The sequence below is a fragment of the Methylosinus sp. H3A genome (assembly GCF_015709455.1).
Taxonomy (GTDB): domain Bacteria; phylum Pseudomonadota; class Alphaproteobacteria; order Rhizobiales; family Beijerinckiaceae; genus Methylosinus.
On record NZ_JADNQW010000005.1, the window covers coordinates 2,854,983 to 2,881,691 of the forward strand.

The window sequence follows — 26,709 nt, forward strand, 5'->3', positions numbered from 1 at the left end:
CTCGCGGGGAGAGGGCTGGGGTGAGGGGCTCGGGCGAGGAGCAAGCGATGGCGGAGCGCCGCTTCAGCGAGGATGAGCTGATTGCGCAAATCTTCGCGCCACTCGCGGCCGACGGCGCCTTCGGCCTGCGCGACGACGCGGCTCTGCTGCCGCTGGGTGGGGCGCGGGAGATCGTCGTCACCACCGATGCGCTCGTCTCCGGCGTGCATTTCTTCCCCGACGATCCGCCCGGCCTCGTCGCCAAGAAGGCTCTGCGCGTAAATCTCTCCGATCTCGCGGCCAAGGCGGCGGAGCCTCTGGGCTTTCTGCTCACGCTGGCGCTGCCGCCCGATTGGACCAATGATTGGGCGCGCAGCTTCGCCGCCGGCCTCGCCGAGGATGCGCGGGCCTTCGCCTGTCCGCTGTTCGGTGGCGACACCACGGCGACGCCCGGTCCTCTGACCATCTCCATCACCGCCTTTGGCCGCGCTGCGCGCTTCGTCTCGCGTTCGGGCGCGCGGCCGGGCGATCGCATTTTTGTTTCCGGGACCATAGGCGACGCGGCGCTCGGCCTCGGCGTCGCCCGCGGCGAGGCCTTTGCCGCGCGGCTCGGCGAGGCGGCGCGGGCGCAGCTCGTCGAGCGTTACCGCCTGCCGCAGCCGCGCCTGCCTCTCGTCGCAGCATTGCGCGATCATGCGAGCGCCGCCATGGACGTCTCGGACGGGCTCGCGGGCGATCTCGCCAAGCTGCTGCGAGCGAGCGGCGTGAGCGCGCGCGTGGAGCTCGCGAAGGTTCCGCTCTCGGAGGCGGCGCGCGCTGCGATCACGCTCGAGTCCGCGCTCTTCGACCGCGCGGTCACTGGCGGAGACGATTATGAAATCCTCTGCTGCGTGGCTCCGGAGGCCTGTCCGGCGATCGCGCAGGCGGCGCGCGAGGTGGGCGTCGCCTTGACCGAAATCGGCGCGGTCGTAGCCGGCGCCGAGCCGCCACAATTCTTAAATTCGTCTGGAACTATTATAAATTTCAGCCGTCTATCCTTCAGTCACTTCTAACGCCGCAGCGGCGCGCGACCTTTGCCGCCATTGCCGAAAACCGACGTTTCTGGCATGACTGACGCGCTATTCCCCGGCGCCGCAGCCGAACGATTCGACTGCGGTCGGAATATCGTTGTCGCCGGGACGAAATTGCCGCAAGCGCGGTCGACGAGAACAAATCAGCGCGCGCGGCCGAGGAACGGAGAGGGCGCAATCGTCATGGTATTGTTTCTCAGCATCGTCTTCGGACTATTGTCTGTCGCCTATGGCGTCAAGACTTGGCAAGAACTCGAGAAGGCCGACGTCGGCACCGCGCGCATGCAGGAAATATCCGGCGCAGTCGCGGAAGGCGCGCAGGCCTATCTGAAACGCCAATATACGACGATCGCCTATGTCGGCGGCGTCATCTTCGTGCTGCTCGTCATTCTGCTCGGCTGGTGGGTCGCCTTCGGCTTCCTCATCGGCGCGGTGCTTTCTGGCGCGGCCGGCTTCATCGGCATGAATGTCTCGGTGCGCGCCAATGTCCGCACCGCGCAGGCGGCGACGGTCTCGCTCGCCGGCGGCCTCGACATCGCCTTCAAGGCGGGCGCGATCACCGGCCTTCTGGTCGCCGGCCTCGCTCTGCTCGGCGTCGCGATCTATTATTTCATCCTCACCGTCTTCGCCGGCTATGCGCCGTCGGATCGCACCGTGGTCGATGCGCTTGTCGCGCTCGGCTTCGGCGGCTCGCTGATCTCCATCTTCGCGCGTCTGGGCGGCGGCATCTTCACCAAGGGCGCCGATGTCGGCGCCGATCTCGTCGGCAAGGTCGAGGTCGGCATTCCCGAGGATGATCCACGCAATCCGGCCACCATCGCCGACAATGTCGGCGACAATGTCGGCGATTGCGCCGGCATGGCGGCCGATCTCTTCGAGACCTATGTCGTGACCATCGTCGCGACCATGGTTCTGGCGTCGATCTTCTTCGCCGGCCAGGACGGCCTCGCCTCGGCCATCGTCTATCCGCTGGCGATCGGCGGCCTCAGCATCGTCACCTCCATCGCCGGCACTTATTTCGTGAAGCTCGGCGCCGATGAGTCCGAGATCGGCAAGATCGCCGGCCCGTTGTTCGAGAAGATCGGCGTGCCGGACACGATCATGGGCGCGCTCTACAAGGGCCTCATCGCCGCCGGCGTGCTGTCGATCGGCGGCCTCTTCCTCGCCACCACTTTCACGGTCGGCTGGGGCGAGATCGGCAAGGCCAATGGCGAGGCGATCCACGGCTATGGCCTGTTCTTTGCCGGCCTCATCGGCCTCGTCGTGACGGGCCTCATCGTCTACATCACCGAATATTACACCGGCACGGGCAAGCGCCCGGTGGTGTCGATCGCCCAGGCCTCGGTGACGGGCCATGGCACGAATGTGATCCAGGGTCTCGCCGTCTCGCTGGAGGCGACGGCGGCGCCGGCTCTGGTGATCGCCTTCGGCATCATCTTCGCCTATCAGGCGGGCGGCCTCTATGGCATCGCCATTGCGGTGACGACCATGCTCGGCCTTGCCGGCATCATCGTCGCGCTCGACGCCTTCGGCCCGGTGACCGACAATGCCGGCGGCATCGCCGAAATGGCCGGCCTGCCCAAGGAAGTGCGCCATAACACCGATGCGCTCGACGCGGTCGGCAACACCACCAAGGCCGTGACCAAGGGCTACGCCATCGGCTCCGCCGGTCTCGGCGCGCTGGTGCTGTTCGCCGCCTATTCCAATGATCTGCGGCATTTCACCGAGAGCGGCGTTCCTTACTTCAAGGATGTCGGCAAGGTCGATTTCGATCTCGCCAATCCTTATGTCGTCGCCGGCCTCATCCTCGGCGGCCTCATCCCCTATCTCTTCGGCGGCATCGCCATGACGGCGGTCGGCCGCGCCGCGGGCTCCGTGGTGGAGGAAGTGCGCCGGCAGTTCAAGGAGAAGCCCGGCATCATGGACGGCACGCAGCGGCCCGATTATGGCCGCGCCGTCGATCTGCTGACGCAGGCGGCGATCAAGGAGATGATCATCCCCTCGCTGCTGCCGGTGCTGGCGCCGATCGTCATCTATTTCGGCGTGACGCTGATTTCCGGCTCCAAGGCCAATGGCTTCGCGGCGCTGGGCGCGGCGCTGCTCGGTGTCATCGTCAACGGCCTCTTCGTCGCCGTGTCGATGACCTCCGGCGGCGGCGCCTGGGACAACGCCAAGAAAAGCTTCGAAGACGGCTTTGTCGATAAGGACGGCGTCACCCATTACAAGGGCGGCGACGCGCACAAAGCCTCGGTGACCGGCGACACGGTCGGCGACCCCTATAAGGACACCGCTGGCCCGGCCGTGAATCCGGCGATCAAGATCACCAACATCGTGGCGCTGCTGCTGCTGGCGATTTTGGCGCGGTGAGGGGATAGCGACATATCGCGAAGCGTTTAGAAGAGGCGGGGGAGACCCCGCCTTTTTTCATTTCAGGAGGAAAGGCCGATGACGGCAGGTTTCGAAAAAGAGCATAGGACATTGGTCGTTTTCGACATCGACGGCACTCTCATCCAGTCGATGGCTCTCGACGGCGAGTGCTATGGCGCGGCCTTATTCGAGCATTTCGATGCGACGGACATAAGTCTGGACTGGACGACTTATGAGCATGCGAGCGATCCCGGAGTGGTCACGGAACTCTATGCGCGCAGGATCGGTCGCGCGCCGACAGCGCAGGAGCTGCGCGACTTTCAGCATCGATTCGTGTCGCGTCTCGAGGCGGCGATGTCCGATCGCGAGCCTCTCCAGGAGACGCCCGGCGCCTCGCGTCTTCTGAGCGCGCTCGCCGCCGACGCTCGCTTCGAGGTGGTGATCGCCACAGGCGCATGGCGAGAGCCGATTTCGATGAAACTCGCGGCCGCTGGCGTCGACATAGGAGGCTTTCCCTTCGCCTGCGGCGATGACGCCATCGAACGCGCGCGCATTTTCTCTCTTGCGGTCGAGCGCGCAGCTGGTTCGTTCGAGAGGATCGTGCTGGTTGGCGATGGAGTCTGGGACATTGTCACGGCGCGAGCGCTCGGCTTCTCCTTTCTCGGCGTGGGAAGCGGCGCTGAGGCCGAGCGACTGCGCGAGGAGGGCGCGGAGCATGTGGTCGAGGATTTCTCGCGCCTCGATGCGGTGGTCGAGCTGCTGACGAGGGTTTGATACGGTTTCCGCGTCGTTGCTTCGCAAGCGACTGGGCGGCGTTGCGAGGAACGAAAGCGACGAAGCAATGACGCAGGGCGATTAGCCCAGCCTATCCCCGAACAAAAACTCCATCGCCCGATCCAGCCGGATATGCGGCAAGGGCAGGGGCTCCTTGTCGCGGCCGAGGGAGGCGATCGGCGGGCGGAATTTCAGGAAACGGAAATCGGCGTCCTCTTCGGCCAGCGCCAGCGCGTCGCCGCGGAAGACATGGCGCGGATCGGCCGGCAATTCGCCCGGGAAGATCGCGCCCTCCGCTACGCCGTCGAACACGTCGTCGCCGATGCGCTCGCCCGCGATCGGCGTGCCGACGATGGCGGCGAGCGATTCGCCGTCATGCTTGACGATGGCCTCGCGCGTCGCGCGCACGGCGGCGAGCGCGATCACGTCTATGGTCGCGCCGACGCCCTCGGCCCGCTCGATCGCGCGCGAGGTGAGATGCCGCAGCACCGCCTCGAGGCGATCATGGCTCGTGTGATGGAGATGATCCGCCTTTGTGGCCGCAAAGAGGATGCGGTCGATCTTCGGGCGGAAGATCGTCGCCAGCAGATTGGAGCGGCCGGTGCGAAAGGCGGTCAGCACATCGGCGAGCGCCGTCTCCAGATCGCGCACGGCGGCGGGGCCGGAGTTCAGCGCCGCGAGCGCGTCGACCAGCACGATCTGCCGATCGAGCCGCGCGAAATGATCGCGGAAGAAGGGTCGCACCACATGGGTCTTATAGGCCTCGTAGCGACGTTCCATCATCGCCGCGAGGCTCCCGGACGGGGGCGACGAGCCTTCCTCCACCGGGAGCGGCGCGAAGGTCAGGGCCGGCGAGCCCTCGAGCTCGCCCGGCATCAGAAAGCGGCCTGGCGGCAGCGTCGAGAGCGCGAAGCGCTCGGTCTTGGCGGAGCGCAGATAATTGGTGAACAGCGCCGCGAGCTTGCGCGCATCGTCCTCCGAGGCGCGGCCGAGCGGATCGATCCCCGCCGTGGCGCCGCGCCAATCGGCGGCGATCGTCGCGCGCGCCGCCTCCGAGGCCGCCTCCAGCGTCTCGCGCGACCATTGTGCATAGGATTTTTCGAGCAGCGGCAGGTCGAGCAGCCATTCGCCGGGATAGTCGACAATGTCTATGTCGAGCCGCGCCGGGCCGGAGCGCAAGCTTCCCAGCAGCCCGGCGGCTTTGCGGTCATATTCCAGCGTCACCCGCAGCTCGGAGATGCGCCGCGTCGATTGCGGCCAATGGCGATCGGCGCCCGTCAGCGCGGAGAGGTGCTCCTCATAGGAGAAGCGCGGGACGGCGTCGTCCGGCTGCGGGTCGAGATGAGCGCTGCGCAGGCGATTCTCGGCGGCGACGCGGAAGACGGGCAGCTGATTCTTGCGGCCGGGGCCCGCGTTGCGCACGGCGACGGCGCGCGTCAGATGATGCACCAGCGAGGTGATGAACACCGTCTTGCCCGAGCGCGACAGGCCGGTGACGCCGAGCCGCAGGCGCCCGCCCGCCAGAAAATCCTTGAGGCTGGCGGCGGCGATGGTGGTCTCGAAGAGAAGGTCGGAAATCTGCGACAAGAGGGCGGCTCGGGCGTGCGGGGACGTCTGATGTAACAAGCGGCCGGCGATTTGGGTAGCGGGACGCGCAATGTTCGCCAGCGCACAAACGCCAGGGGGAGCGGCGGCTAATCTCCACACATCGCAAATGACGCGAAACACAAAACTCGGAGAAACCCCGTGAAGAAGCTTTTCCTGACCCTCGGCCTCATCGCCGGCTTCGTCTTCAGCGCCGCCGGCGCGCAGGCCTTCAATCCGCAGCCCGACCCGCCCGGCGTCCACGGCGGCGACGAGTAAGGGCGCCTCAGTCCGGCTCGTCGGCGACGCCGCCGCGCAGATCGCCCGGCGTCACGAAACGCTCGAGATGGCCGGCGCCTTCGGCCACCTCCGTCCAGTCCTCGGCGTCGAAATCCAGCACGGCCAGAGCCGCGGTCGGATATTTGGAGCGCATGCGGTCGAGCGCCGCGGGCTCGCCGTCGGCGGCGAGAGCGGAGGCCAGCTCGGCGAAGCCGGGATTGTGACCGATGGCGAGCAAAGTCGATATCTCGGCCGGCGTCTGGCGCACGGCGTCCAGCAGCCGATCGGGCGTCGCGAGATAGAATTCGTCGTCCAGCCGATGCTCGACCTCCTTGGGGAAGGCCTCGAGCGTCAAATCCAGCGTGCGCTTGGCGCGGCGCGCGTCGGAGGCGACGGCGAGATCCGGCGCCAGCCCGGCCTCGGCCAGATAGCGGCCGACGGAGCGGGCGTCGTCCTCGCCCCGCTTCGTAAGCGGGCGCTGGCGGTCGCCCCCGGCGGAATGGGCGTCGGCTTTGGCGTGGCGCAGCAGGATGAGACGTCGCATCATTCGTTCGGTCCGATCGCTAGAGGCGGCGCGGAGCGGGAGCGCCCCGAGCGGCTTTGAGGAAAAACGCGCCGCGCCGGCGCTCCGGACGCCCGTCCGGCATAAAATCACTCTTGCGCGATCATAGCGAAAGTTTCGCGACGCGGCGCGCCCATATGCGTGGCGCCGCGCGCCAGTCCGGCGAGCGAATTGCCGCGCCGATCCGCTCGCACGCGAGGTTTTCGAAGCGCCTCGGTTGCGCTATAGCATTTTCCCCAATGGCGGCCAGCCGCCGTTCCGCGCGCCCGAGGACGGAAATCTCACGCGCGCGGCGGACTTTGTCGATTGGCGGCGCTCGCGCCGTGAGAAACTGGGGGAAGGGAACGCATGATCCGCGAATTCCAATATCGTGGCGAAACTTTCAGGGTCAACGCGCATGGCGTCGCCGGGCACGAGGAGGTGTTCATCATGCACCTCGTCGAGGGCGAGGAAGAGGGCGAGATCTCCATCGATCGCATGACCGAGGAGAACGACACCAGCGCGCCGATCGACGCCATCTGCGTGATGCTGTGCGACAAGCTCATCATCGAGAACAGCATCGCCGTCGCCGATCCGGACGGAGCCTTCGCCTGGGTCGAGATGAAGACGCTGCGCGACGTGCTGCCGACGCGCGACGACTGGGCCGCGCACTGACGCAGGCGCCGGCCCGCCGAGAGCGTGGGCCGGCGGCGAGTTTTCTTTGTCGAGAGGCCGCCTCGCGCGGCTTCTCGACGAAACCGCGCGAGGGCTCGCCATGGATGAGACCCGATGAGCTTCGACCCTGCCGCGCCTGCGGCCGAGCGGATCGATTTTTCCCATTTCGCGGCCGTCGACATTCGCATCGGCACGATCATCGCCGCCCATCCTTTTCCCGAGGCGCGCAAGCCCGCCTATAAGCTCGAGATCGATTTCGGCGAGGGCGTCGGCGTGAAGCGCTCCAGCGCGCAGATCACGGCTCACTATGATGTTTCGACGCTCGTCGGGCGTCAGGTGGCGGCGGTGGTGAATTTCCCGCCGCGGCAGATCGGCAAATTCATGTCCGAAGTGCTGACGCTGGGCTTTCCGGACGCGAATGGCGATGTGGTTCTGGTCGCGCCGGAGCGGACCGTGCCGAATGGAGCGCGGTTGTATTGAGGGGGCCGCCGGCCGCGGCTATTCGAAGAAATTGATCAAAGCGGCTGGAGGCGCTCGCCTCACGTCCGCCCGGCCGCAGACGATAGAAGATGTGTCCATCCATTTCGACGCCTCGGCCCATCCGGGTTTGACGTGGTTTGCCGTTGGCCATTGCCGCGCTGGGCCCTGCGCGCCTCCCCCGAACGCCGCTATCGGCCGATGGGGATCAGGCTCCTCAGGCGATCGCTCCTCAAATAGAGAGCGCCCCAAAGCATTATACCCACATAGACGCCGAACAGCGTGTGGCTGAATAGTGGGCTTTCGACGCGCGCATGTGTCGCGACGGCGCCGCCGAGATATCCGGTGAGCAATATGGCTCCGAGAAGGGAGGTGCTCGGAATCACGTACAATGCGGTGCTTATCAGCAAGACGAGCCCGAGCGAGACCACTGTCGTGACGGGCCAGCCGAGCTGAGCGGTCGTTTCCAATACGATGGGAAGCTGCGTGAGCTTCATGGCCGCGTCCATCGTCATGAACAGGCTCACGAGGCCGGTGAGGCCATAGCCGGTCCATCGCATCCAGTTTCGAGTTGCGGCCGTGTCTGCAGATGTCATATGCGCCTTCCTGATCGCCGATGCGTCGCTATTCCGGCAGAGATGGTTTTTTGCCCTTTAGAAGGGCGTAAATGGCCATGGCGTGGCCGTGACCGAGCCCGAAATCCTCTTTGAGCCACTTGACGACGTCGCCGGCCTTGACGCCTTTCTCGAGCGTTCCTCGTCGCGTGAAGCCCTTCTCGTCGGCGAGCTTCCTGAAGTCGTCGGCGTCCTTGCCCGTCTTCGCTTCGATGTTGTCGAGATAGGCTTGGAAACTCATGGACAATCTCTCGGAGTCATGCATATTGAATATAGTGAGATATATCTAAAATGCCGGCGAGTGGCAAGCGGCGATATGCATCCGCGCTTCGGAGCCGGTCTGCGGAGGCGACGAAGACCCGCATTCTCGACGCCGCGAAAGAGCTGTTCACGAATCAGGGCATCGATGGAGTGACGATCGCCCGGATCGCCGAAACGGCGGGTGTCGCCGCCGCGACCGTTTATGCGCTGTTCAAATCCAAAGAGGGCATTCTTCGCGCCCTGATGCGCGCGTCCCTTTTCGGGCAGAAATTTCAGGACGCGCTCGCGAAGCTCGAAGGCGTGACCGATCCCGTTGGAGCAATCGCTCTGACAGCGCATGTCGCGCGCGCCATTTACGAGAGCGAGAGCGCCGAGCTCGGTCTCATTCGCGGCGCTTCGGCCTTCTCACCCGCGCTTCGCAACATGGAGCAGGAATTCGAGACCACCCGATTCGAGATGCAGGAACAGCGCGTCGCTCACCTCTTCGCGAAAGCGAAGCAGCGGGAGGGACTCCGATTGGACGAGGCTCGGCGCATTCTCTGGATGTACACCAGTCGCGACATCTATCGCATGCTCGTGCATGAGGGAGGCTGGACGCCGGATCGGTATCAGCAATGGCTGTCCGAAATATTGGTGCGCGCCCTGGTGAATGACGAGGCGGGACGAGAATGGGCGTCCTCGCTGGACTGAATTGGGCGACCGCCGTCGAGCTCTGCGCTTCGACTCACGTCTGCCCCGGCCGCAGCCGATAGAAGATATGATTGCCGATCTTATCCATCTTCTTCAACTGCTTGGCCCAACGCGGTTTCACATAATTCGCATGGTAATGCGTCGAGCGGCCGACATCGGAAATATAGGTGTGGCCGTTCATCACCTCGTCGGCGACGCGCTGGGCGGTGGCCCAGGAATCGGGCTCGGTGACGCGCAGCTTGCGGCCCTCGCAGGCGAAGGAGAATTGGCAGGCCTTGTAATGGCTGCGGTTCTGATAGACGACGCCGCAGACGCTGGTCGGATAGAGGCCCGAGGACACGCGGTTCAGCACCACTTGCGCCACCGCGGCCTGACCCGCCTCCGGCTCGCTGCGCGATTCGAAATAGACCGCCTCGGCGAGGCAGCGCTTCTCGCGCGCGAGCTTGTCCGGATCGATGAGCGAGGCGTAATTCGGCGGCGTCTTCGTGTCCTGCAAAACGCGCGAGGGCGCGAAAGAGGCGACGGCGATCGGCACTGCGTCGGGCTGCGCCGGCGTCGAGGAGGCCAGCGCCGCGGCGCGCGCGACCTGCGGGGTGGCGCCATGGGCGGCGCGCTCGCGCATCGCCTCGAAGATGCGCTGCGTCGTCGCCGAGCCGCGCTGCGTGGGAGAAGCCTGGCCATTGCCGCGCTGCGTCGTCGGCGCGCCGCCGGAATCGGCGGGGAGATCGGCGGCCTCCGGGCCGGCGAGGGAGATCGTCGTCGTCTCTCCATCGGAGCCGAGCGAGACCTCCACTGTTTCGGAGTCGTTGCGCCGCGAGTCGAATGAGGGCCGAATGGCGATGACCGGATCGCCCTTTTTGGTGCGATCGACCTGCGGAAACGTCTCGGCTTGGGGCTTCAGCGCGGCATGTGGCTCGCGCTCGTCCGGCTGCGCGTGAACATCCTCTTGCGAGCCGACGGCGAGGCGCGCCGTCTGCATGCGCGCGAGATGCGGCGCAATGTTCCAACCCTGGGCGGGATCCTGCCCGGCCGCCGCGGTGAAGGACACCAACAGGCCAGTGCCCAGCCACCAAGGCGCGATGACGCCCATGGCCCAGCTCACTCCCGACCGACGACCCATACGCTGACGCCCCGTCTCGACTCGCTCGAGCGTGGCCGAAACGCCACATGCGAACGCAGAAAAGCTTACGGGGAAAACTTATCGCGCATTAGGCTTGCGGGTCTGTTAAGGCGGCGCTCCTGGCGCGTCCCGGTTTGGATCAGCCTCGCGCGCGCGAGCGCTTTCCGATCGAACGGAATCGTTCGATCGAACAGAATGCGCTCCAACGAAAGAAAGCGAGAGCGCCATCCGATCCGATGGATCGGATGGCGCTCTAGTCGCCGAGGAGATGCGCGACGAGCTCGCGCGACTGCGCGCCGCGGCGATGCTCGCAGAGATAGATCGCCTGCCACGTTCCCAGAACCAGAACGCCGCGCGACAGCGGAATGGAGAGCTGAGTCTGCGTCAGCGCCGTGCGGATATGGGCGGGCATGTCGTCGGCGCCTTCCGTATCGTGCTCATAGAGGCCCTCGCCCTCGGGTGCGAGACCGGAGAAGGCGCGCTCGAGATCGCGCAGCACGGCCGGATCGGCGTTCTCCTGAATGACCAGCGAGGCAGATGTGTGCCGGCAGAAGAGGGTGAGCAGGCCGGTCGTCAGCCCCTCGCCGCGCGCCCAGGCGGAGACGACGCGGGTGACGTCGTAAAAGCCCTTGCCGCGGGTTTCGACATGGAAGTGATGGATCGCCTGTCGCATGAAGGAAATGTGCGGGCGAAGGGCCGAGGAGTCCAGCGTGCGCGAGGGCGGAACATGGGCGAAGCTGGTTGTTCTGTATTCGTTCTGTGAAATGTCGGAAGCGGCGACTGGATCGCCAAATTGTTAGGAGACCGTTAAGCAACGCGCGCCAGCCTGTGTTCATTGAGTTTTTACATTGTTTACATTCGAAGGAGGAACCTATGTGGCGATTCTTCACCACGCTTGGCCTTGTGGCCGTTTGGGGCGTCCTCGGGTTGCAACAAGGGGTCGGCGCGCCGCAATCTCAAAGACCCGTCGCGGTCGGGCCGGCGCAGAGCTCAGAACCTCTCGTTTGGCAGCCTCCTGCGGAAATCGCAGCCAAAGCTCTCGCTAAGGAGGAGGTGACCGGCTCGGTCGGCAACGAACGCAACGTCGTGCGCGGTCCCGCTGCAATCGACGCCGCTGCGTTCGAGAAGCTGCGGATGGAAGTGTCGGCGCTACGCCGAGCGATCGACATAATTTCTATCCGCGAAAACCGGCCTCCCGACTATGCGTCGACGCTCGGCGGCGTCGTCAAGGCGATCCAGGGGGTGGAAAAGCGCCTCGCGGTTGTCGAAGCCCGTCGCACTTCACGATCTTGGGCCGCAGGCTCTTCAGTCCCTCGGCCTTGACCGGCCCTGCAAATGCTCGTGGCGACGTAGACGCTTCGCCGAGAGGCCGCACCCTTGACGTCGTAAAAACTCTGCGCGGCGCTCCCCCGGCGCGGCTCATGCCGTGCCGGCTGCGGCCTCCTTGCCCAGCGCCGCCTGCGCGGCGGCGAGCCGCGCGATCGGCACGCGATAGGGCGAGCAGGACACGTAATCGAGACCGACGCTCTCGAAGAAGGCGATCGACACAGGATCGCCGCCATGCTCGCCGCAAATGCCGAGCTTGATCGAGGGGCGCGTGGCGCGGGCGCGCTCGGCCGCGATACGCACCAGCTCGCCGACGCCCTGCTGATCGATGGTCACGAAAGGGTCGGCCGGCAATATGCCCTTTTGCGCATAGGCGCCGAGGAAGGAGCCGGCGTCGTCGCGCGAGACGCCGAGCGCCGTCTGCGTCAGATCATTGGTGCCGAAGGAGAAGAACTCCGCCGTCTCGGCGATCTCGGCGGCGCGCAGGCAGGCGCGCGGCAGCTCGATCATCGTGCCGATGTGATATTTGGGCGAAAGGCCGGTCTCCGCCTCGACCGCCTTCGCCGTCGCCCTGATGCGCTCGGCGACGAAATCGAGCTCGGCCTTGGCGAAGACGAGCGGCACCATGATCTCGATCAGAGCCGCGACGCCGGTCTCGATCGTCGAGGCGATGGCCGCCTCGAAAATCGCGCGCGCCTGCATCTCGGCGATCTCGGGGAAGGCGACGGCGAGGCGCACGCCGCGGAAGCCGAGCATGGGATTGAACTCGGAGAGCTCCTTGGCGCGCTGGCGTAATTTGGCAGGGTCGGCGCCCATGGCCTGCGCCACCTCGGCGATCTCCGACTCGCTATGCGGCAGGAATTCGTGCAGCGGCGGGTCCAGCAGGCGGATCGTGACCGGCAGGCCGGCCATGATCTCGAACAGCTCCTGGAAATCGCCGCGCTGGATCGGCAGCAGCTTGGCCAGCGCCGCGCGGCGGCCCTCGACATCGTCGGCGAGGATCATCTCGCGCACGGCGATGATGCGGTCGTCCTCGAAGAACATATGCTCGGTGCGGGCGAGGCCGACGCCCTCGGCGCCGAAGCGGCGGGCGGCGCGGGCGTCGGCGGGCGTCTCGGCGTTGGCGCGCACGCGCATGCGGCGAGCCTTGTCGGCCCATTCCATCAGCACGGCGAATTCGCCGGTGAGCTCGGGCTGGCGCATCTTCACCGCGCCGGCGATGACGCGGCCGGCGGAGCCGTCGATGGTGATGAGATCGCCCTTTGCGAAGCGCCGCCCGGCGACCGAAAAGCTCTGGTCCTCATAACTCACGCGGATCGCGCCGACGCCCGAGACGCAGGGCTTGCCCATGCCGCGCGCCACCACGGCGGCGTGAGAGGTCATGCCGCCGCGCGTCGTCAATATGCCCTCGGCGACATGCATGCCGCCTATGTCCTCCGGGCTCGTCTCGACGCGCACCAGAATGATTTTGCGGCCCGCGGCGGAAAGCGCCTCCGCCTCCTCGGCGTCGAAGACGATCTCGCCGACCGCGGCGCCGGGCGAGGCGGGGAGGCCCGTCGCCAGTATCGTCGGCTTCGCGTCCGGGTCGATGGTCGGATGCAGCAATTGGTCGAGCGACAGCGGATCGATGCGCAAAATGGCCTCGTCGCGCGTGATCAGCCCCTCATTGGCCATATCCACGGCGATTTTCAGCGCGGCGGGCGCGGTGCGTTTGCCGGTTCGCGTCTGCAGCATCCAGAGCTTGCCGCGCTCGACGGTGAACTCCATGTCCTGCATGTCGCGATAATGCCTCTCCAGCAGATCGGAGACGTGGCGGAACTCCTCGAACACATCCGGCAGCGCCGCCTCCATCGAGGGGCGGCTGGAGCCGCCGGCGCGGCGCGCGGCCTCGGTGATCGACTGCGGCGTGCGAATGCCGGCGACGACATCCTCGCCCTGGGCGTTGATCAGAAACTCGCCATAGAGCTCGCGCAGGCCCGTCGAAGGATTGCGGGTGAAGGCGACCCCGGTCGCGGAATTATCGTCCATATTGCCGAAGACCATGGCCTGCACATTGACGGCCGTGCCCCAATCCTCGGGAATATTGTGCAGCTGCCGGTAGATGAGCGCCCGATGATTCATCCAGGACGAGAACACTGCGCTGATCGCGCCCCATAATTGCTCGCGCGGCTCCTGCGGAAAGGGGCGGGAAGTCGCTTTCTCGACAATCGTCTTGAATGCGCCGACGATATTGCGCCAATCGGCGGCCGAGAGGTCCGTGTCGAGGACGAGGCTCTTCTCGGCCTTGTAATGCTCCAGCGCGTCCTCGAATTCATGATGCTCGAGGCCGAGCACCACAGTGGAGTACATCTCGATGAAACGACGATAGGAATCATAGGCGAAGCGCTCGTTGCGGGCGATCGCCGCCAGCGCTCCGACAGTGTCGTCGTTGAGGCCGAGGTTCAGCACCGTGTCCATCATGCCGGGCATGGAGGCGCGGGCGCCGGAGCGCACGGAGACGAGCAGCGGCCATTTCGCCTCGCCGAAGCTGTGGCCGGCGAGCTTGCCGAGGCGCTCCAGCGCGGCGTCGATCTGCGGCCCGAGCTCGGCCGGATAGGTCTTGCCATTCGCGTAGAAATGCGCGCAGACCTCGGTGGTTATGGTGAAGCCTGGGGGGACCGGCAAGCCGAGCCCGGCCATTTCGGCGAGATTGGCTCCCTTGCCGCCGAGCAGGTTCTTCATCACGGCCGCGCCTTCGGCCGCGCCGCCGCCGAAATTATAGACCCATTTGGTCATAGCATCGTTTTCCGGGCGCCTCGCTGCGGCGCAACATACAAGAACCGGACCGGCCGAACGTTTCTCAGCGACGCGAGCGACGAGTTTCGCACATTCGAGCCCACGGTCGCAACGGGCGGCGCCAGGACCGGCCGGCGAATGGTCCCCTTGTGTCACAAAATAGGTCGGCCGAGACGAATATTCCGTGAACGGTTCGAGGTTTCGTCTCATCCCGCTCCTCGTGCGTGAACGTAGTTCAGCAAATTGGGGCGAGGACGACCTCCAGCGTGTCGTCGAAAGCCGTATCCGTGACGACGATCGTGACAGATTCGTATGGTCGCCCTTCCTGGGGCTGCGAAGCGAGTCTGTCGATCATCGCGCGTCGACCGCGAATTTCGACGAGTTTTCTGCGATATTTCGATGCGCCCTCGCAAAAGCCGTCGAGCGTGTCTTTGATGAACTCGCAATCCTGATCCGAGAGGTCGAGACGAAAGATGTCATTCATCCAGGATCTCTCGCATCCATGATCTGTCGAGTTTGCGTATCGCAGGGCCGCATATATGATATTTGCGCTCGCGCCTTAAGCGTGTGTGAACAGAGCGGATGAAGGGCCCGAGATGACCGACGAAGAAGACCGTCCGCGCGCCGGACCGGGGAGCGGCAAGGCGGTCTTCCATGAGGCTGTCTCCCATCAGCTCGGCCAGCCGCTCGACGCGCTCTCCGTCGCCGAATTCGACGCCCGCATCGCGCTGCTGCGCGCCGAGATCGAGCGGTTGGAGACGGCGCGCGCCGCCAAGGCGGCCTCGCTCGCCGCCGCCGATGCTTTTTTCAAGAAGTGAGCAGGGCGCCGCCGCGCGCCCGAAACCTCAGCGCAAGTTCGACGTCACGCGGCCGGTGATGAGGTTCGGCACGGCGTAGGGCGAGCCATAGGCCAGCACATGGCTGAGCGCGATGAGGCGGTTCGCCAGCGGAGGCGGGCTCTGCTGGAAGGAGTAGGACGTCGGATTGTGGCAGGTGAAACAATTCTGCACATTCGACATCGGCTGATTGCGCGCCTGCTGGAAGAAGGTCTCCGCCGTCGTATTGGCGAGATTGACCGAGCCCACCGCATTGGTTTGATCGCTGTTCAGATTATAGCTGTTCGGCGCCATCCAGACCGTGCCGCCGAGATTGTAATTGGCGAAGATCGACTGCGGGTTCGGCTCGCCGGCGAGGAAAGTCTGGCCGGAGGCGTTGACCGACAGCACATTGGCCTGTCCCCCCGTCTGGTTCTCGCCGCCGGTGCGATTCTCCAGCACGACATTATTGACCGGCGCGAAGCGCTGGCTGCGGAGGTCGAAGGTCAGAGCCGGCGGAACATTGGCGCTATTCACCGTCGAAAAGGGCGTGTTCGCCGCATAGAAAGTGAAAGCATTCGGATTCTTCGCTGTCGGCGAGGGCGCGAATGTGTTGTCGGCGACGGCGGGCGCATTGAGCTTGTGCTCGAAGGTCGCCCAGAGGAATTCGGGGTGGTTCACAGTGCTGCCGACGACATGCAGGCCGACCAGCGCGACCTGCGCCTTCACGAATTGTCCGGCGACCGGCAGAATGGCGATCGACGTCTTGGTGCGCAGCACGGTCAGCACCGGAACCTCGGCTTCCGTCACATAGGCGCCGGCCGGCGGCTTCTGGCCCGGCGCGAGCCGCAGCCATGTCGCCTTGAACACGGCGGCGCCGGTCTCGAAGGAGGAATTCTGCGGCTGCGTCGCATAGCCATTGGTGACGATCAGATTCTTCTTGGCGGTCGCAAAATAGGATTGGTTCATGTGAACCGACGCCAGAATGGGATAGCCATTGGGTCCGACGAGCACATTACCGTCGGCCTCGACGATGGCGCCGGCGCCCTCCGTATAGCCGGCCGTGCCATGCGGCATCAGCGAGCGCGCCGCGAGCTTCAGCGTGCGCGGACCGATCTCGGCGGCTTTCGCATTGGTCGAGAGCAGATCGTCGGGCGTCGGCAGCGTCAGGAAGCGCGGCGTTCCATTCGCGTCCAACGCTGTCGCCCAGACGTAGGCCTCGAAGGACCATTCGTGGAAATTGCAGTCGGGCGTCGGGACCGAGGCCGTGTCCTGCGTCGGGAAAGCGGCGTTCGGCTTTTGAAAATTGCCCAAATTCTCCTGCCAGCCGGGCGGCGGACAAGCGCCGGCCACGGCGGCGGGCGCGGTTTCATATTCCGGTTCTTTGGCGATGGCCGATGTGCAGAGGAGCGGCGCGACGACGAGAACGAGAGCTGAGCGTTTCATTTTAGAATATCCTGATCGGTCGCCCTTCGCGGATGGTCGCGGCGCGACGCTCTCGAAAAGCGATGCACGAAAAAAAACGAGAGATGCGAATGCATGATATTGCGAGAGCGGCGACGCGTCCAGCGGCGTTCGAGCCTGCGCAAGGCTCCGCATCCAGGTTAACAACTCCTATACAGCCGCGTCATGGCCGCGCTCGTCCTCGACAAGCGCGGCCATGACGCTGGAAACATGTCTGCTCGTTAACCCGAATTCGGGGCCCTGAGAGCCCGCGAGGGGCTTTCTTGCCCGCGCTCGGCCGCTCTGCTAAGACGCAGGCCTCTTCGAGGGAAAGGGCCGCGGACGCCGGAATGCTCTTTTACGAACCGCTGTTCCTGTTCCTGTTCGCCCCCGCGGTCTATGGCCTCTATCTGCTCATTGGCGGCAATCGCGGCGCGCGTCTCGGAGTCTTGCTCGCGGCGAGCCTTCTCTTCTACGCCTGGAGCGAGCCGCTCTTCGTCTTCGTCGTGCTCGCCTCCGCTTTCGCCGACGTCTTCATCGCGCGCCGCATCGACGCGCTTCCGCCGGATGATAAAGCGCGCAAGCTCTGGCTCGCGCTCGGCGTCGCGGCCAATCTCGGCCTGCTCGTCTATTTCAAATATGCGGGCTTTCTCGTCGCCAATCTCGATGTCGTCCTGCGCGCGCTGACCATGCCGGGGCTGGCCATCGCCTCGATCGCTCTGCCGATCGGCGTCTCCTTCATCGTCTTCGAGAAGATCACCTTTCTCGTCGACGTGCATCGCGGCGTGACCAAGCCGGCGCAGAGCCTCTCGCTCTACGCCTTCTATGTGTTCTTCTTCCCCAAGCTGCTCGCCGGGCCGATCGTGAAATATCACGACATCGCCGAGCAATTGGCGCGTTTCCGCCATGCGACGAGCGAGGATTTCGCGCTAGGCTTCTCGCGCTTCATGCTCGGCGTCGGCAAGAAGCTGCTGCTCGCCGACACGCTCGCCGGCGGCGCCGATCTCGTCTTCTCGCAAGACGCCGCGCATATCGGCTTCCTCGACGCATGGGCGGGCGTGCTGTTCTTCACCTTCCAGATCTATTTCGATTTCTCCGGCTATTCCGACATGGCGATCGGCCTCGCGCGCATGTTCGGCTTTCGCCTGCAGGAGAATTTCGACATGCCCTATGTGGCGGCGAGCGTCACCGAATTCTGGCGCCGCTGGCACATGTCGCTCACCTCCTGGATTCGCGACTATCTCTACATTCCGCTCGGCGGCAATCGCCGCGGCGAATTGCGCATGCAGGTCAATCTCTGGCTGTGCTTCCTCGCCTCGGGCCTGTGGCACGGCGCCGCTTGGACCTATGTCGCCTGGGGCGCCTATAACGGCCTCTTCCTCGTGCTCGATCGTTTGTTCCTGCTCGATTGGCTGAAGCGCCGTCCGATTTGGCTCGCCAATCTCCTCACCTTCTTCGTCGTGACGATCGGCTGGACGGTGTTTCGCGCCTCTTCGATGGAGCAGACGGGCGCGTTTCTCTTCGCCATGGCGCGGCCCTTCGCCTCGGGCGCGGAGCCTATCGCTATTCCCGCCTATCATTTCACTGTGCTCGCCATCGCTGCGGCGATCTGCCTCGCGCAGCGGCTCTATCTCTCTTGCGGCGACAAGCTCTCCTGCGGCGACAAGCTCTTTTGGAGCCTTCTCGCGCAGCGTCACGCTTTCGCGCTCAACAGCGCTCTGGCGCTGCTCTTTGTCTGCGCCATCGGCAAGGGCCTCGCCGATCCGTTCAAGCCCTTCATCTATTTCCGGTTCTGATCGATGCGTCGCACGCTCCTGCATCGTCTGCCGATCTTCGCCGCCGCGGGCGGCGTCGTGTTTTTCTTTCTCGCGAGCTTATGGAATTACGCGGTCGAGCGCGATCATCCGAAATGGCGGCTGCGCAGCGCTCATCCGCTGGCCGGCGTCGCGCCGCCGGCGCCGACGCAGGTTTCGCTCGACGGAATTCTCTCCGGCGCGACGCAGAAGAGCTTTTCCGACAATCTCGCGCAATCGCTGCCGGTGTTTCCTTTCGCCGTGCGCGCGCGCAATCAGCTGCTCTATTCGCTGTTCGGCGTTTCCGGCGCGAGCGGCCTCGTCGTCGGGCGCGACGAGCAATTGTTCGAGCGTTTCTATATCGACGAATTCTGTCGGCGCGGCGCGTCGCCGAGCGAGACGACGCTCGCGCGCTGGGCGCAGCGCGTCGCCGAGAGCGAGGCCGCCGCTCACGCGCGCGGAAAAGGCTTCGCCTATCTGATCTCGCCGTCCAAGGCGTCGCAATATCCGCAATATTTCCCCGCTGGCGCGAAATGCCCGGCGCTGGCGCGCGGAACCGTCGACAAGCTCGGGCCCTATCGCGCGGCGCTCGACGCGCGCGGGCTTCGCTTTGTGGATGCGCCGGCTCTGCTCGAAGCGCGCAAGAAAGACTACGACATAGATTTCTTCCCGCGCGGCGGCACGCATTGGAATCTGCTCGGCGCCGCGCTGGCGACGCGCGAGGCGACGCGGCTCATCGGCGAAGGGGCGGGGCTCGGCGCGTTCGATTTCGATTGGCGCCGCGGCGATGTGGCGGAGGGGACCGATCGCGATCTGCTCGATCTGCTCAATCTTCTATGGCCAGATCCGCATTATCCGGTCGCGACCATTCTCCGCGCGCCGGGGACGGAGGCGCATTGCGCGCGCGCGCCGCGGCTGCTCGCGCTCGGCGGCAGCTTCGTGCGCGAGATCATCGTCGCGCTGGCGCAGGCGCCGTGCCCGCCGCAGATCGATTATTGGTTCTCCATGCGTCTCGCCAATGATGATTTCGACCTCGTGCGCTATCACACGGAGCCCGGCGAGACCGGCAATGGCGAGCGGCGGCCGGCCGATCTCGCCGAGCTGCGCGCCAGCGCGCAAGAGGCCGACGCTATTTTGCTCGAGGAGAACGAGGCCAATATCGGCACGCTGAGCCAGGTGGAAAATCTCTGGCGCGCGCTGCATCCGGCCGAGGTCGCGAAATAGCGCTTCAGGCGGAAGCCGCGCGTCCGGCCATTCGCGCATATTCGCCAAAGACGATCTCGCGGCCATAGGCGCGCTCCAATCGCCGCACGGTGAAATGGCCGCGCGCCAGCGATTGGAAATGCCGCGTGAAGGCGACATTGACGGCCGCGCCGCCGAAAGCGCCGAGGATCGGCGCGGCCTGCGCCGCCGCCTTTTGCGACACGACGACGCCGAAGCGCGTCGAGAGCAGCGCGACGAGCCGCACGAGCACGGGCGCCGTCTCGTCGGCGACGGCGGTCGCCGCCACATAGCGCGCGGCGTCGCTCACCGATTTGGCGAGCAGGCCGCGAATGGCGAGATAGCCGCCCTCGAGAATATTGCCTTCCTCCGCATGGCCGCCGAGCGCGAAGACCTGAAGGCAGGCGAGCGTCGCCTCCGGATCGGCGAGGTCTTCGCCTTCGCGGTGGGCGATGTCGGCGATCGAGCGCAGCATGATGACGGTGGAGACGGGCAGCTCGATCGGCAGGCTGGCGAGACCGATGGCGCCGCCGATAGCGCCGCTCACCGCCGCGAGGCGCAGATGCAGGCGTGTCGCGTCGCGCGCCGGCCCGGCGCGGTCGAGGCTCGAAATGGCGACGCGCAGCGCCGAGGCGAGGCCGCGGCGGGCCGCGCTCGCGGCGACCTCTTGCAGCGCCGTTGGAATCATGCGGCCGGCGAAGCCGATCTGCCGCCCGGCGAGCGTGGTGAGTTTTTCTGCGAAGCTCTCGCGCTCCAATATCTCGACCGCCGCCTGCAGAGCGGCGCGGTCGGCCTCGGTCATCGACCGCTCTATCGCGACGGGAAGTGCTTGCGACACGCTCGTTCTTCCTCTTCCATCGCCCTCGCCCCGGCCGATAAGATCGGATGAACGGGCCCGCGCCGCAAGGGCGAGCACGGGCTTGTCGAGTGGCGGGCGGGCCTTGTCGAGTGGGGGCCTGTGCGCCGGAGCACGTTCATCCGGCGCGCGCGGCGATTATGTGAAGGTGAAGCACAAGACGGGCTTTCGAAAGCCGCGCGGCCTCCCATCGAGTGGCGGGCGAGCGGGGAACTGGGAGGTAGCTATGACCAATTATCTGAAGTCTCTGTTTCGCGTGGCGGCGGCGCCGGTCGGCGTCGCGGCGCTTCTGGCGGCGCTCGCGCCGGTCTCCGCCTCGGCGCATGGCCGGGCCGGCGTGCTGGAGTGCAAGCTCTCCGGCGACAAGGTCGCGATCGTTGTCGAGGAGCGGACGGTCGATTGCCTGTTCGAGGATGAGAGCGGCGCGCCGCCGGTCCATTATGTCGGCAGCGTCACCAATGTCGGCGCGGTGATCGGCGTCGGCGGCCCGGGCGAGCTCGCCTGGGGCGTGGTGGCGGCGAGCGGCGCCGCGGGTCCGGGGGCGCTGGCCGGCGACTATATCGGCGCGCATGGCTCCTTCGCGCTCGGCGTCGGCGGCGGCGGCTCGGTCCTGGTCGGCGGCTCCAATGACACTGTGACGCTGCAGCCGATTTCGGTCGAGGCGAATACTGGCCTCATCCTCTCCGCCGGCGTCGGCCATCTCAGCCTGCGCTACGCGCCGGAGCCGGTCGTCGGTCGCCACGGCCGCCATCACGGCCGTTTCTGCCATCGGCATCATCACCACCACCATCACCACCATCATCATTGAGGGTGAGGCGGAGCGGCGTGGGCGCCCCTTGGGCGCTCACGCGAAATCGATGACGCTGTCGGTGGGGAAATCGTAGAGCTTGCCGGTCTCGGCCCAGTCCGGCTGGCACAGAGCGACGAGCTTGGGGGCCAAATCCTCCGGCGTGCGCAGCGTCTCCGGATCTTCGCCGGGCATAGCGGCGGCGCGCATCTGCGTGCGCAGCGGGCCGGGATTGGCGAGCATCACCTTCACTCGGCTCGTGTTCTGCGTCTCGGCCGCATAGGTGCGTCCGAGCGCGTTCAGCGCCGCTTTGGTGACGGCGTAGGGGCCCCAATAGGGCTTGATGCGATGCGCCGCGCCGGAGGTGACGAACACCGCCCGCCCGGCGTCAGAGGCGCGCAGCAGAACGTCCATCGCGCGAATGAGCCGCCAATTGGCGGTGACATTCACATCGAAGATACGGCTCCATTGCGGCGGATCGACATGGGGCAGGGGCGTGAGCGGGCCGAGCAGGCCGGCGTTGCCGACGAGAATGTCGAGCTTCTTCCAACGTTCGTGGATGCAGGCGCCGAGCCGATCGATATTGTCGAATTCGGTGACGTCGAGCGGCACGATCGTCGCCTCGCCGCCGAAGCCGACGATCTCGTCATAGAGAAATTCGAGCGGGCCTTGCCCGCGCGCCAGCGCGACGACATGCGCGCCCTCGCGCGCGAGAGCGACGGCGAGCGCACGGCCTATGCCGCGCGAGGCGCCGGTGACGAGGGCGACGCGGCCTTCCAGAGTCATGCGAAAATATCCTTCAGCGCGAGGTCGAAGCCCGGCGGGTCGAGCCGGATCGACCCTTCGGTCACGGTCTCTCGTCGGAAAATCGACTCGGCGTCGCGCCGGCAATGCAGCACGGCGCGGCGGGCGAGATCGACGACGAGATAATGGGCGAGGCTTCCCACACGGAAATAGTCCGTGAGCTTCACGCTCTCGCTATTCGTGTCGGAGGGCGGCCAAAGCAGCTCGACGATGACGATGGGGGCAGGGGCGAGCATCTCTTCCGTGGCGATGGGGTCGCCGCAATTCACCAGAATGTCGGGCTCATAGACCGTATGCGCATCCACCGCGACGCCGAGGCCGCCGACATAGGCCTCGCAGGGCGCCCCGGCGCGCGCCAAAGCTTCGGCGACGGCGCGCCATATCTTGCCCTTCGCGGTCACCTGTTCCGGCCGCTCGCGCGGCATGGCGACGATCTCGCCATTGGCGAGCTCGTAGCGGCCTTCGTCGTGCCGCTCCGACCAGGCGAGGAATTCCGGGATCGTCATGAGCTTGCCGGCGGGCGCTGTCATGAGCGCCTATCTAGCACGGCGCAGGCGAAACACGAGGGTCAGATTATTGGCCGGCATCTCGACGATGCGCGGCTCGGAAAATCCGTTCTTCTGCGCGCAGGCGACGACCGCCTCTATGTCGCGCACGCCCCATGCAGGATTGCTCGCGCGCAGGCTCGCGTCAAATTCCTCATTGCTCGGCGCCGTATGGACGCCGCCGCGCTTATAGGGGCCGTAGAGGCACACCGGCGCGCCATCGGGGAGCATTGCCGCCGCCGTCGCGAACAGGCTCTCCGTCGACTGCCATGGCGAGATATGGATCATGTTGACGCAGAGAATGGCGTCCGCCTTTTCGACGGGCCAGGGCGTCTGCGTCGCATCGAGCGCGAGCGGCGCGCGCAGATTGGGAAGGCCCATCGCCGCGACCCAGGCGGCGACGCTCTCCCGCGCTCTTTCGTCGCGGTCTGTCGGCTGGAAGACGAGGCCCGGCAGATTGGTGGCGAAATGCACGGAATGCTCGCCCGTGCCGCTGGCGATCTCGAGCACGAGCCCTTCCGCTGGCAACTCCTCGCGCAGCACATCGAGAATCGGGCCGCGATTGCGCTCGGCGGCAGGGGCGTAGAGGCGGTTGTCGTCGGCTGCGGGCGTCATGCGGGCTCATTCCTCGGGCTACGTCCAAGCAAGAGAGAGGCCGTCGCGATCGTCGCGCCGAGGCTCGCGACGTCATCAAGCATACATGTTGCCGAAATAGTTGCGAAAAACGAATAGCCGAGCTTCAGGAGCCCCCGGCATGAACAATCGTTTCTTCGCGTCGATGGCGCTGGTCGGCGCCGTCGGGTTTTCGGCCGCGAGCGCTCGGGCGCAGACCGCGACGAATATCGACAACGCCAATCTGCTGTCGGGATTCAGCCTGCTCGGCAATACGCCCGCCGGCGTCACCGTGCTGAACCAAAATCTCGCCACGGCGATCGCCATCAACAATAATTCGTCCGCCGCGGTGCGCGCGCAGGCGATCTCCGACAATACGATCGCGGCGCTCGTCGGCTCGCTGCAGAATGGCGCGAGCGTGGCGGATGGCCTCGGCTCCAATCTCTTCGCCGTTTTCGCGACCAAGAACAGCGTCGCCGCCAATTTCACCGCCACCAGCCTCTCGACGAACTTCTCCAGCCTGTTCACCCAGATCAACACGCTGATCACCGCGAGCGATTCCGCCTTCACCAAGAATTTCTTCGCCAATGGCAGCACGGATGGCAATCCGGCGCATCAGGCGGTCGGCGTCTCGCTGCCCGCGGGCGGCCAATTCAACGTCTATGACAAGGCCTATAATCCGCCGCCGGCCAACGCCAATACGGTCGGCGACAGCCGGCCGGCGCAGGTCGCGCCGAGCCAGATTCAGACTTTCGTCGCCAACGATTATTTCGGCGTCAGCACGAATTCCGCCACGGCCATCATCCCGACACTGAAGAGCAACGCCTCCTTCCCGAGCGGCCATTCGACCTATGGCTTCACATCGAGCCTGCTGCTCGCGATAATGGTTCCCGAGCGCTTTCAGCAGCTCATCACGCGCGGCGCCGAATTCGGCAACAGCCGCATCGTGCTCGGCGCGCATTATCCGCTCGATGTCATCGGCGCGCGCATCCAGACCTATTATGATCTGGTGCAGATATTGAATGGCAGCTCGAAATACGAAAATCAGACGCTGCCCGGCCTGCTCGGCGGGACCATCACCACGACCAGCGATTTCCCCGCGCTCTTTGCCGCCGCGCAGAACGACCTTCGCACGCTGCTGAGCACATGTTCCGGTGGGATCGCCGCCTGCGCGACGACATCGGCGACGGATCGCTTCAGCAATCTTTCGACGGATAAGGCCAATTTCACCTATTGGCTGACCTATGGTCTCGCGCCTGTCGGCCCCACCAATCTCGCGCCAGTCGTGCCCGTCGGCGCCGAAGTCCTGATCGCGAGCCGCTTTCCCTATCTCACCACGGCGCAGCTGCGCGACGTGCTGGCGACGACGGAACTGGCGTCCGGCCAGCCGCTCGACGACGGCACGGGCTATGCGCGGCTCAATCTCTTCGCCGCCGCGGACGGCTATGGCGCCTTCAACTCGCAGGTCTCCATCGCGATGAACGCCTCGCTGGGCGGCTTCAATGCGAAGGACTCCTGGAACAATGACATTTCCGGCGCGGGCGGCCTCACTCTGAACGGCACGGGCCGGCTGACGCTCACCGGAACGGACACCTACACCGGCCCGACCATCGTCAATGGCGGCACGCTCGAGATCGCGGGCTCGATCGTCTCGGCGAGCACGGTGAATGCGGGCGGCGCGCTCGCCGGCGCCGGAACGGTCGGCAATGTGACGGTGAATTCGGGCGGAACGCTCGCGCCTGGCGCGGTCGACACGATCGGGACATTGACCGTCAAAGGCGCGCTCGCCTTCCAGTCCGGCTCGATCTATTCGGTGCGAGCGACGCCTTTCGTCGCGGATCGGACCAATGTCACCGGAACAGCTTCGCTCAATGGCTCGGTGAGCGTCAACGCCGGCTCCGGCCTCTATCTGCCGAGCACCTCCTATACGATCCTCAATGCGCAGGGCGGCGTGTCGGGGAGCTTCTCCGGCGCCTCGACCAATCTGGCGTTTCTCACGCCCTGGCTCGGCTATGACGCGAACAATGTCTATCTGACCTTGAATCGCAATGATCTCGCCTTCGGCGCGGTCGCGGCCAACGCCAATCAGCGCGCTGTCGCCAATGCGCTGACGGCGGCGAGCAAGGGCTCATATGGCGCGCCGGGCGCGAGCCTCTTCAACACGCTCTATCTGCAGACGGCGCAGGGCGCGCAATCGACCTTCGACACGCTGAGCGGCGCCGGCCTCGCGGGCGCGCAATCGACGGCGATCCATATCGGCGCATTGGCGAGCTCGGCGATCGCCGATCAGGCGGCCTTCTGGCGCTCCGGCGAGACCAGCGACGTCACCGGAATCACCTCGCGCGAGAGCATCTCCGGCGCGCTCAATTACACGCGGCTCGAATCGCGCAAGGGCCCGATCGTCACCAAGGCGCCGCCGGTCTTCACCCGCACATGGCGCGCCTGGGGCTCCTTCTTCGGCGGCGCCGTCGATATCTCGTCCGACGCCGATCTCGGCTCGCCGTCGGCCAAGGCCAATTACTACGGTGGGATCATCGGCCTCGATTATCAGATCGATCCCGATTGGCTGGTCGGCGTCGCGGCGGGCGGCAGCTCGTCGAGCTTCGGCGTCGCGTCGCAGCAGACGACGGGCGACATCACCGCTTTCCACGGCGGCCTCTATACGAGCCGTCGCTTCGGCCACTCCTATGTCGAATTGAGCGAGACTTTCAGCGTCTTCCAGAATTCGACGACGCGCACGGCGGGCGGCTTCGGCTTCCTGCCCTATGACAAGCTCACCGCGGATTTCTCCTCGCGCGAATATCGCACGCGCGGCGAGATCGGCCATGGCTATGACATAGGCCGCGTGAAGCTGACGCCCTTCGCGGCGGCCGAGGTCGCCTTCTACGAATCCGACGCCTTCACCGAGAAGGGCCTCAATCCGGCGAGCCCGCTGGCGCTGACGAACAAGGGCCAGTCCACGACCTCGCTGCCGACCTTCCTCGGCCTGCGCTTCTCCGACAGCTTCCGTCTCGACAATGGCTGGCGCGTCATGCCCACGGGCAGCGTCGCCTGGGTACACGAGTTCTTCCCGCAGCGACGTCTCGCCAATGCGCTGGTCGCGCTGCCGGGAGCGAATTTCACCGTCTTCGGCCCGCGCCAAGCCGATAATCTCGCGCAGATCAAAGCCGGCGCGCAGCTCTATCTCGAGGATCGTCTGGCGCTCTTCGTGGATTTCCAGGGCGAGTTCTCGGACGTCTCGCGCAGCTATGGCGGCAAGGGCGGGCTGAAATACAGCTGGTGAATGATCGCTACGCCGCTC

General features: G+C 65.6%; 25 protein-coding genes. 12 read left to right on the top strand and 13 right to left on the bottom strand.

The annotated features are described in order from the left end of the window. Positions 1-47 precede the first annotated feature (47 nt). The 3 genes from thiL to IY145_RS16275 all read left to right on the top strand — a co-directional run bounded on the left by thiL (position 48) and on the right by IY145_RS16275 (position 4,190). Positions 48-1,031, top strand: a complete 984-nt coding sequence (thiL, locus tag IY145_RS16265) for a thiamine-phosphate kinase (RefSeq protein WP_196409168.1) — start codon at positions 48-50, stop codon at positions 1,029-1,031. A gap of 201 nt (positions 1,032-1,232) precedes the next feature. Then, on the top strand, positions 1,233-3,416 hold the full coding sequence (locus IY145_RS16270; protein ID WP_196409169.1) for a sodium-translocating pyrophosphatase: 2,184 nt from the start codon (positions 1,233-1,235) through the stop codon (positions 3,414-3,416). A gap of 78 nt (positions 3,417-3,494) precedes the next feature. Next, a complete protein-coding gene (locus tag IY145_RS16275) occupies positions 3,495-4,190 on the top strand; it encodes an HAD family hydrolase (RefSeq protein ID WP_196409170.1) in 696 nt (231 codons plus the stop codon). Between the two features lie 81 nt (positions 4,191-4,271). Here IY145_RS16275 and IY145_RS16280 read toward each other — a convergent pair whose 3' ends face one another. Both IY145_RS16280 and IY145_RS16285 read right to left on the bottom strand, forming a co-directional pair. Then, entirely contained in the window at positions 4,272-5,777 is a 1,506-nt protein-coding gene (locus IY145_RS16280; RefSeq protein ID WP_196409171.1) for a YcjX family protein, read from the bottom strand. 283 nt (positions 5,778-6,060) lie between these two features. Next, the gene (locus IY145_RS16285) at positions 6,061-6,600 is read right to left on the bottom strand and encodes a SixA phosphatase family protein (RefSeq protein ID WP_246722066.1); all 540 of its coding nucleotides are present in this window, start codon (positions 6,598-6,600) and stop codon (positions 6,061-6,063) included. Positions 6,601-6,963: 363 nt separating this feature from the next. Here IY145_RS16285 and IY145_RS16290 point away from each other — a divergent pair, with 363 nt between their 5' ends. Both IY145_RS16290 and IY145_RS16295 read left to right on the top strand, forming a co-directional pair. Continuing rightward, positions 6,964-7,269, top strand: coding sequence for a hypothetical protein (locus IY145_RS16290; protein ID WP_064032942.1), 306 nt, complete (start codon positions 6,964-6,966; stop codon positions 7,267-7,269). Positions 7,270-7,383: 114 nt separating this feature from the next. Then, on the top strand, positions 7,384-7,749 hold the full coding sequence (locus IY145_RS16295; protein ID WP_196409172.1) for a tRNA-binding protein: 366 nt from the start codon (positions 7,384-7,386) through the stop codon (positions 7,747-7,749). Between the two features lie 188 nt (positions 7,750-7,937). Here IY145_RS16295 and IY145_RS16300 read toward each other — a convergent pair whose 3' ends face one another. Continuing rightward, on the bottom strand, positions 7,938-8,342 hold the full coding sequence (locus IY145_RS16300) for a DoxX family protein (RefSeq protein ID WP_196409173.1): 405 nt from the start codon (positions 8,340-8,342) through the stop codon (positions 7,938-7,940). Between the two features lie 28 nt (positions 8,343-8,370). Next, on the bottom strand, positions 8,371-8,601 hold the full coding sequence (locus IY145_RS16305) for a DUF4287 domain-containing protein (protein WP_196409174.1): 231 nt from the start codon (positions 8,599-8,601) through the stop codon (positions 8,371-8,373). Between the two features lie 50 nt (positions 8,602-8,651). Here IY145_RS16305 and IY145_RS16310 point away from each other — a divergent pair, with 50 nt between their 5' ends. Beyond that, positions 8,652-9,311, top strand: coding sequence for a TetR/AcrR family transcriptional regulator (locus IY145_RS16310; protein WP_196409175.1), 660 nt, complete (start codon positions 8,652-8,654; stop codon positions 9,309-9,311). A 34-nt stretch (positions 9,312-9,345) separates the two neighbouring features. On the opposite strand, the gene IY145_RS16315 is transcribed toward IY145_RS16310, so the two are convergent. Together IY145_RS16315 and IY145_RS16320 are read right to left on the bottom strand one after the other, a co-directional pair. Next, on the bottom strand, positions 9,346-10,431 hold the full coding sequence (locus IY145_RS16315) for a cell wall hydrolase (protein ID WP_196409176.1): 1,086 nt from the start codon (positions 10,429-10,431) through the stop codon (positions 9,346-9,348). A gap of 253 nt (positions 10,432-10,684) precedes the next feature. Further along, entirely contained in the window at positions 10,685-11,104 is a 420-nt protein-coding gene (locus IY145_RS16320; protein ID WP_196409177.1) for a secondary thiamine-phosphate synthase enzyme YjbQ, read from the bottom strand. A gap of 200 nt (positions 11,105-11,304) precedes the next feature. On the opposite strand from IY145_RS16320, the gene IY145_RS16325 reads away from it, so the two are divergent. After that, positions 11,305-11,754 carry a hypothetical protein gene (locus IY145_RS16325; protein WP_196409178.1) on the top strand — a complete coding sequence of 150 codons (450 nt, stop codon included), beginning with the start codon at positions 11,305-11,307 and terminating at the stop codon, positions 11,752-11,754. Positions 11,755-11,850: 96 nt separating this feature from the next. Here IY145_RS16325 and ppdK read toward each other — a convergent pair whose 3' ends face one another. Together ppdK and IY145_RS16335 are read right to left on the bottom strand one after the other, a co-directional pair. Beyond that, entirely contained in the window at positions 11,851-14,532 is a 2,682-nt protein-coding gene (ppdK, locus tag IY145_RS16330; RefSeq protein ID WP_196409179.1) for a pyruvate, phosphate dikinase, read from the bottom strand. A 235-nt stretch (positions 14,533-14,767) separates the two neighbouring features. Further along, entirely contained in the window at positions 14,768-15,016 is a 249-nt protein-coding gene (locus tag IY145_RS16335) for a hypothetical protein (protein ID WP_196409180.1), read from the bottom strand. A 112-nt stretch (positions 15,017-15,128) separates the two neighbouring features. Between IY145_RS16335 and IY145_RS16340 the strand changes: the two genes are divergently transcribed. After that, entirely contained in the window at positions 15,129-15,350 is a 222-nt protein-coding gene (locus IY145_RS16340) for a DUF1192 domain-containing protein (RefSeq protein WP_196409181.1), read from the top strand. Between the two features lie 27 nt (positions 15,351-15,377). Here IY145_RS16340 and IY145_RS16345 read toward each other — a convergent pair whose 3' ends face one another. Then, complete coding sequence (locus IY145_RS16345; RefSeq protein WP_196409182.1) at positions 15,378-16,793, bottom strand: hypothetical protein; 1,416 nt, start codon at positions 16,791-16,793, stop codon at positions 15,378-15,380. Positions 16,794-17,140: 347 nt separating this feature from the next. On the opposite strand from IY145_RS16345, the gene IY145_RS16350 reads away from it, so the two are divergent. Both IY145_RS16350 and IY145_RS16355 read left to right on the top strand, forming a co-directional pair. Further along, the gene (locus IY145_RS16350) at positions 17,141-18,586 is read left to right on the top strand and encodes an MBOAT family protein (protein ID WP_196409183.1); all 1,446 of its coding nucleotides are present in this window, start codon (positions 17,141-17,143) and stop codon (positions 18,584-18,586) included. 3 nt (positions 18,587-18,589) lie between these two features. Continuing rightward, positions 18,590-19,807 (top strand): alginate O-acetyltransferase AlgX-related protein, encoded by a 1,218-nt coding sequence (locus tag IY145_RS16355; protein WP_196409184.1) that lies wholly within the window; start codon positions 18,590-18,592, stop codon positions 19,805-19,807. 4 nt (positions 19,808-19,811) lie between these two features. Here IY145_RS16355 and IY145_RS16360 read toward each other — a convergent pair whose 3' ends face one another. Further along, positions 19,812-20,606, bottom strand: coding sequence for an EcsC family protein (locus tag IY145_RS16360; RefSeq protein ID WP_210332683.1), 795 nt, complete (start codon positions 20,604-20,606; stop codon positions 19,812-19,814). 280 nt (positions 20,607-20,886) lie between these two features. Here IY145_RS16360 and IY145_RS16365 point away from each other — a divergent pair, with 280 nt between their 5' ends. Beyond that, complete coding sequence (locus IY145_RS16365) at positions 20,887-21,468, top strand: DUF992 domain-containing protein (protein ID WP_196409186.1); 582 nt, start codon at positions 20,887-20,889, stop codon at positions 21,466-21,468. 36 nt (positions 21,469-21,504) lie between these two features. Here the strand turns inward: IY145_RS16365 and IY145_RS16370 are convergent, their stop codons facing one another. From IY145_RS16370 to IY145_RS16380, 3 genes are read right to left on the bottom strand one after another with little or no spacing between them, the layout of a single operon-like run. Continuing rightward, positions 21,505-22,233 carry an SDR family NAD(P)-dependent oxidoreductase gene (locus IY145_RS16370; RefSeq protein WP_196409187.1) on the bottom strand — a complete coding sequence of 243 codons (729 nt, stop codon included), beginning with the start codon at positions 22,231-22,233 and terminating at the stop codon, positions 21,505-21,507. Beyond that, a complete protein-coding gene (locus tag IY145_RS16375) occupies positions 22,230-22,781 on the bottom strand; it encodes a Uma2 family endonuclease (protein ID WP_196409188.1) in 552 nt (183 codons plus the stop codon). The genes IY145_RS16370 and IY145_RS16375 overlap by 4 nt, the downstream gene beginning before the upstream one ends. 6 nt (positions 22,782-22,787) lie before the next feature. Further along, on the bottom strand, positions 22,788-23,411 hold the full coding sequence (locus IY145_RS16380; protein ID WP_196409189.1) for a DUF938 domain-containing protein: 624 nt from the start codon (positions 23,409-23,411) through the stop codon (positions 22,788-22,790). A 139-nt stretch (positions 23,412-23,550) separates the two neighbouring features. On the opposite strand from IY145_RS16380, the gene IY145_RS16385 reads away from it, so the two are divergent. Continuing rightward, on the top strand, positions 23,551-26,691 hold the full coding sequence (locus IY145_RS16385) for an autotransporter domain-containing protein (RefSeq protein WP_196409190.1): 3,141 nt from the start codon (positions 23,551-23,553) through the stop codon (positions 26,689-26,691). Positions 26,692-26,709: the final 18 nt, after the last annotated feature.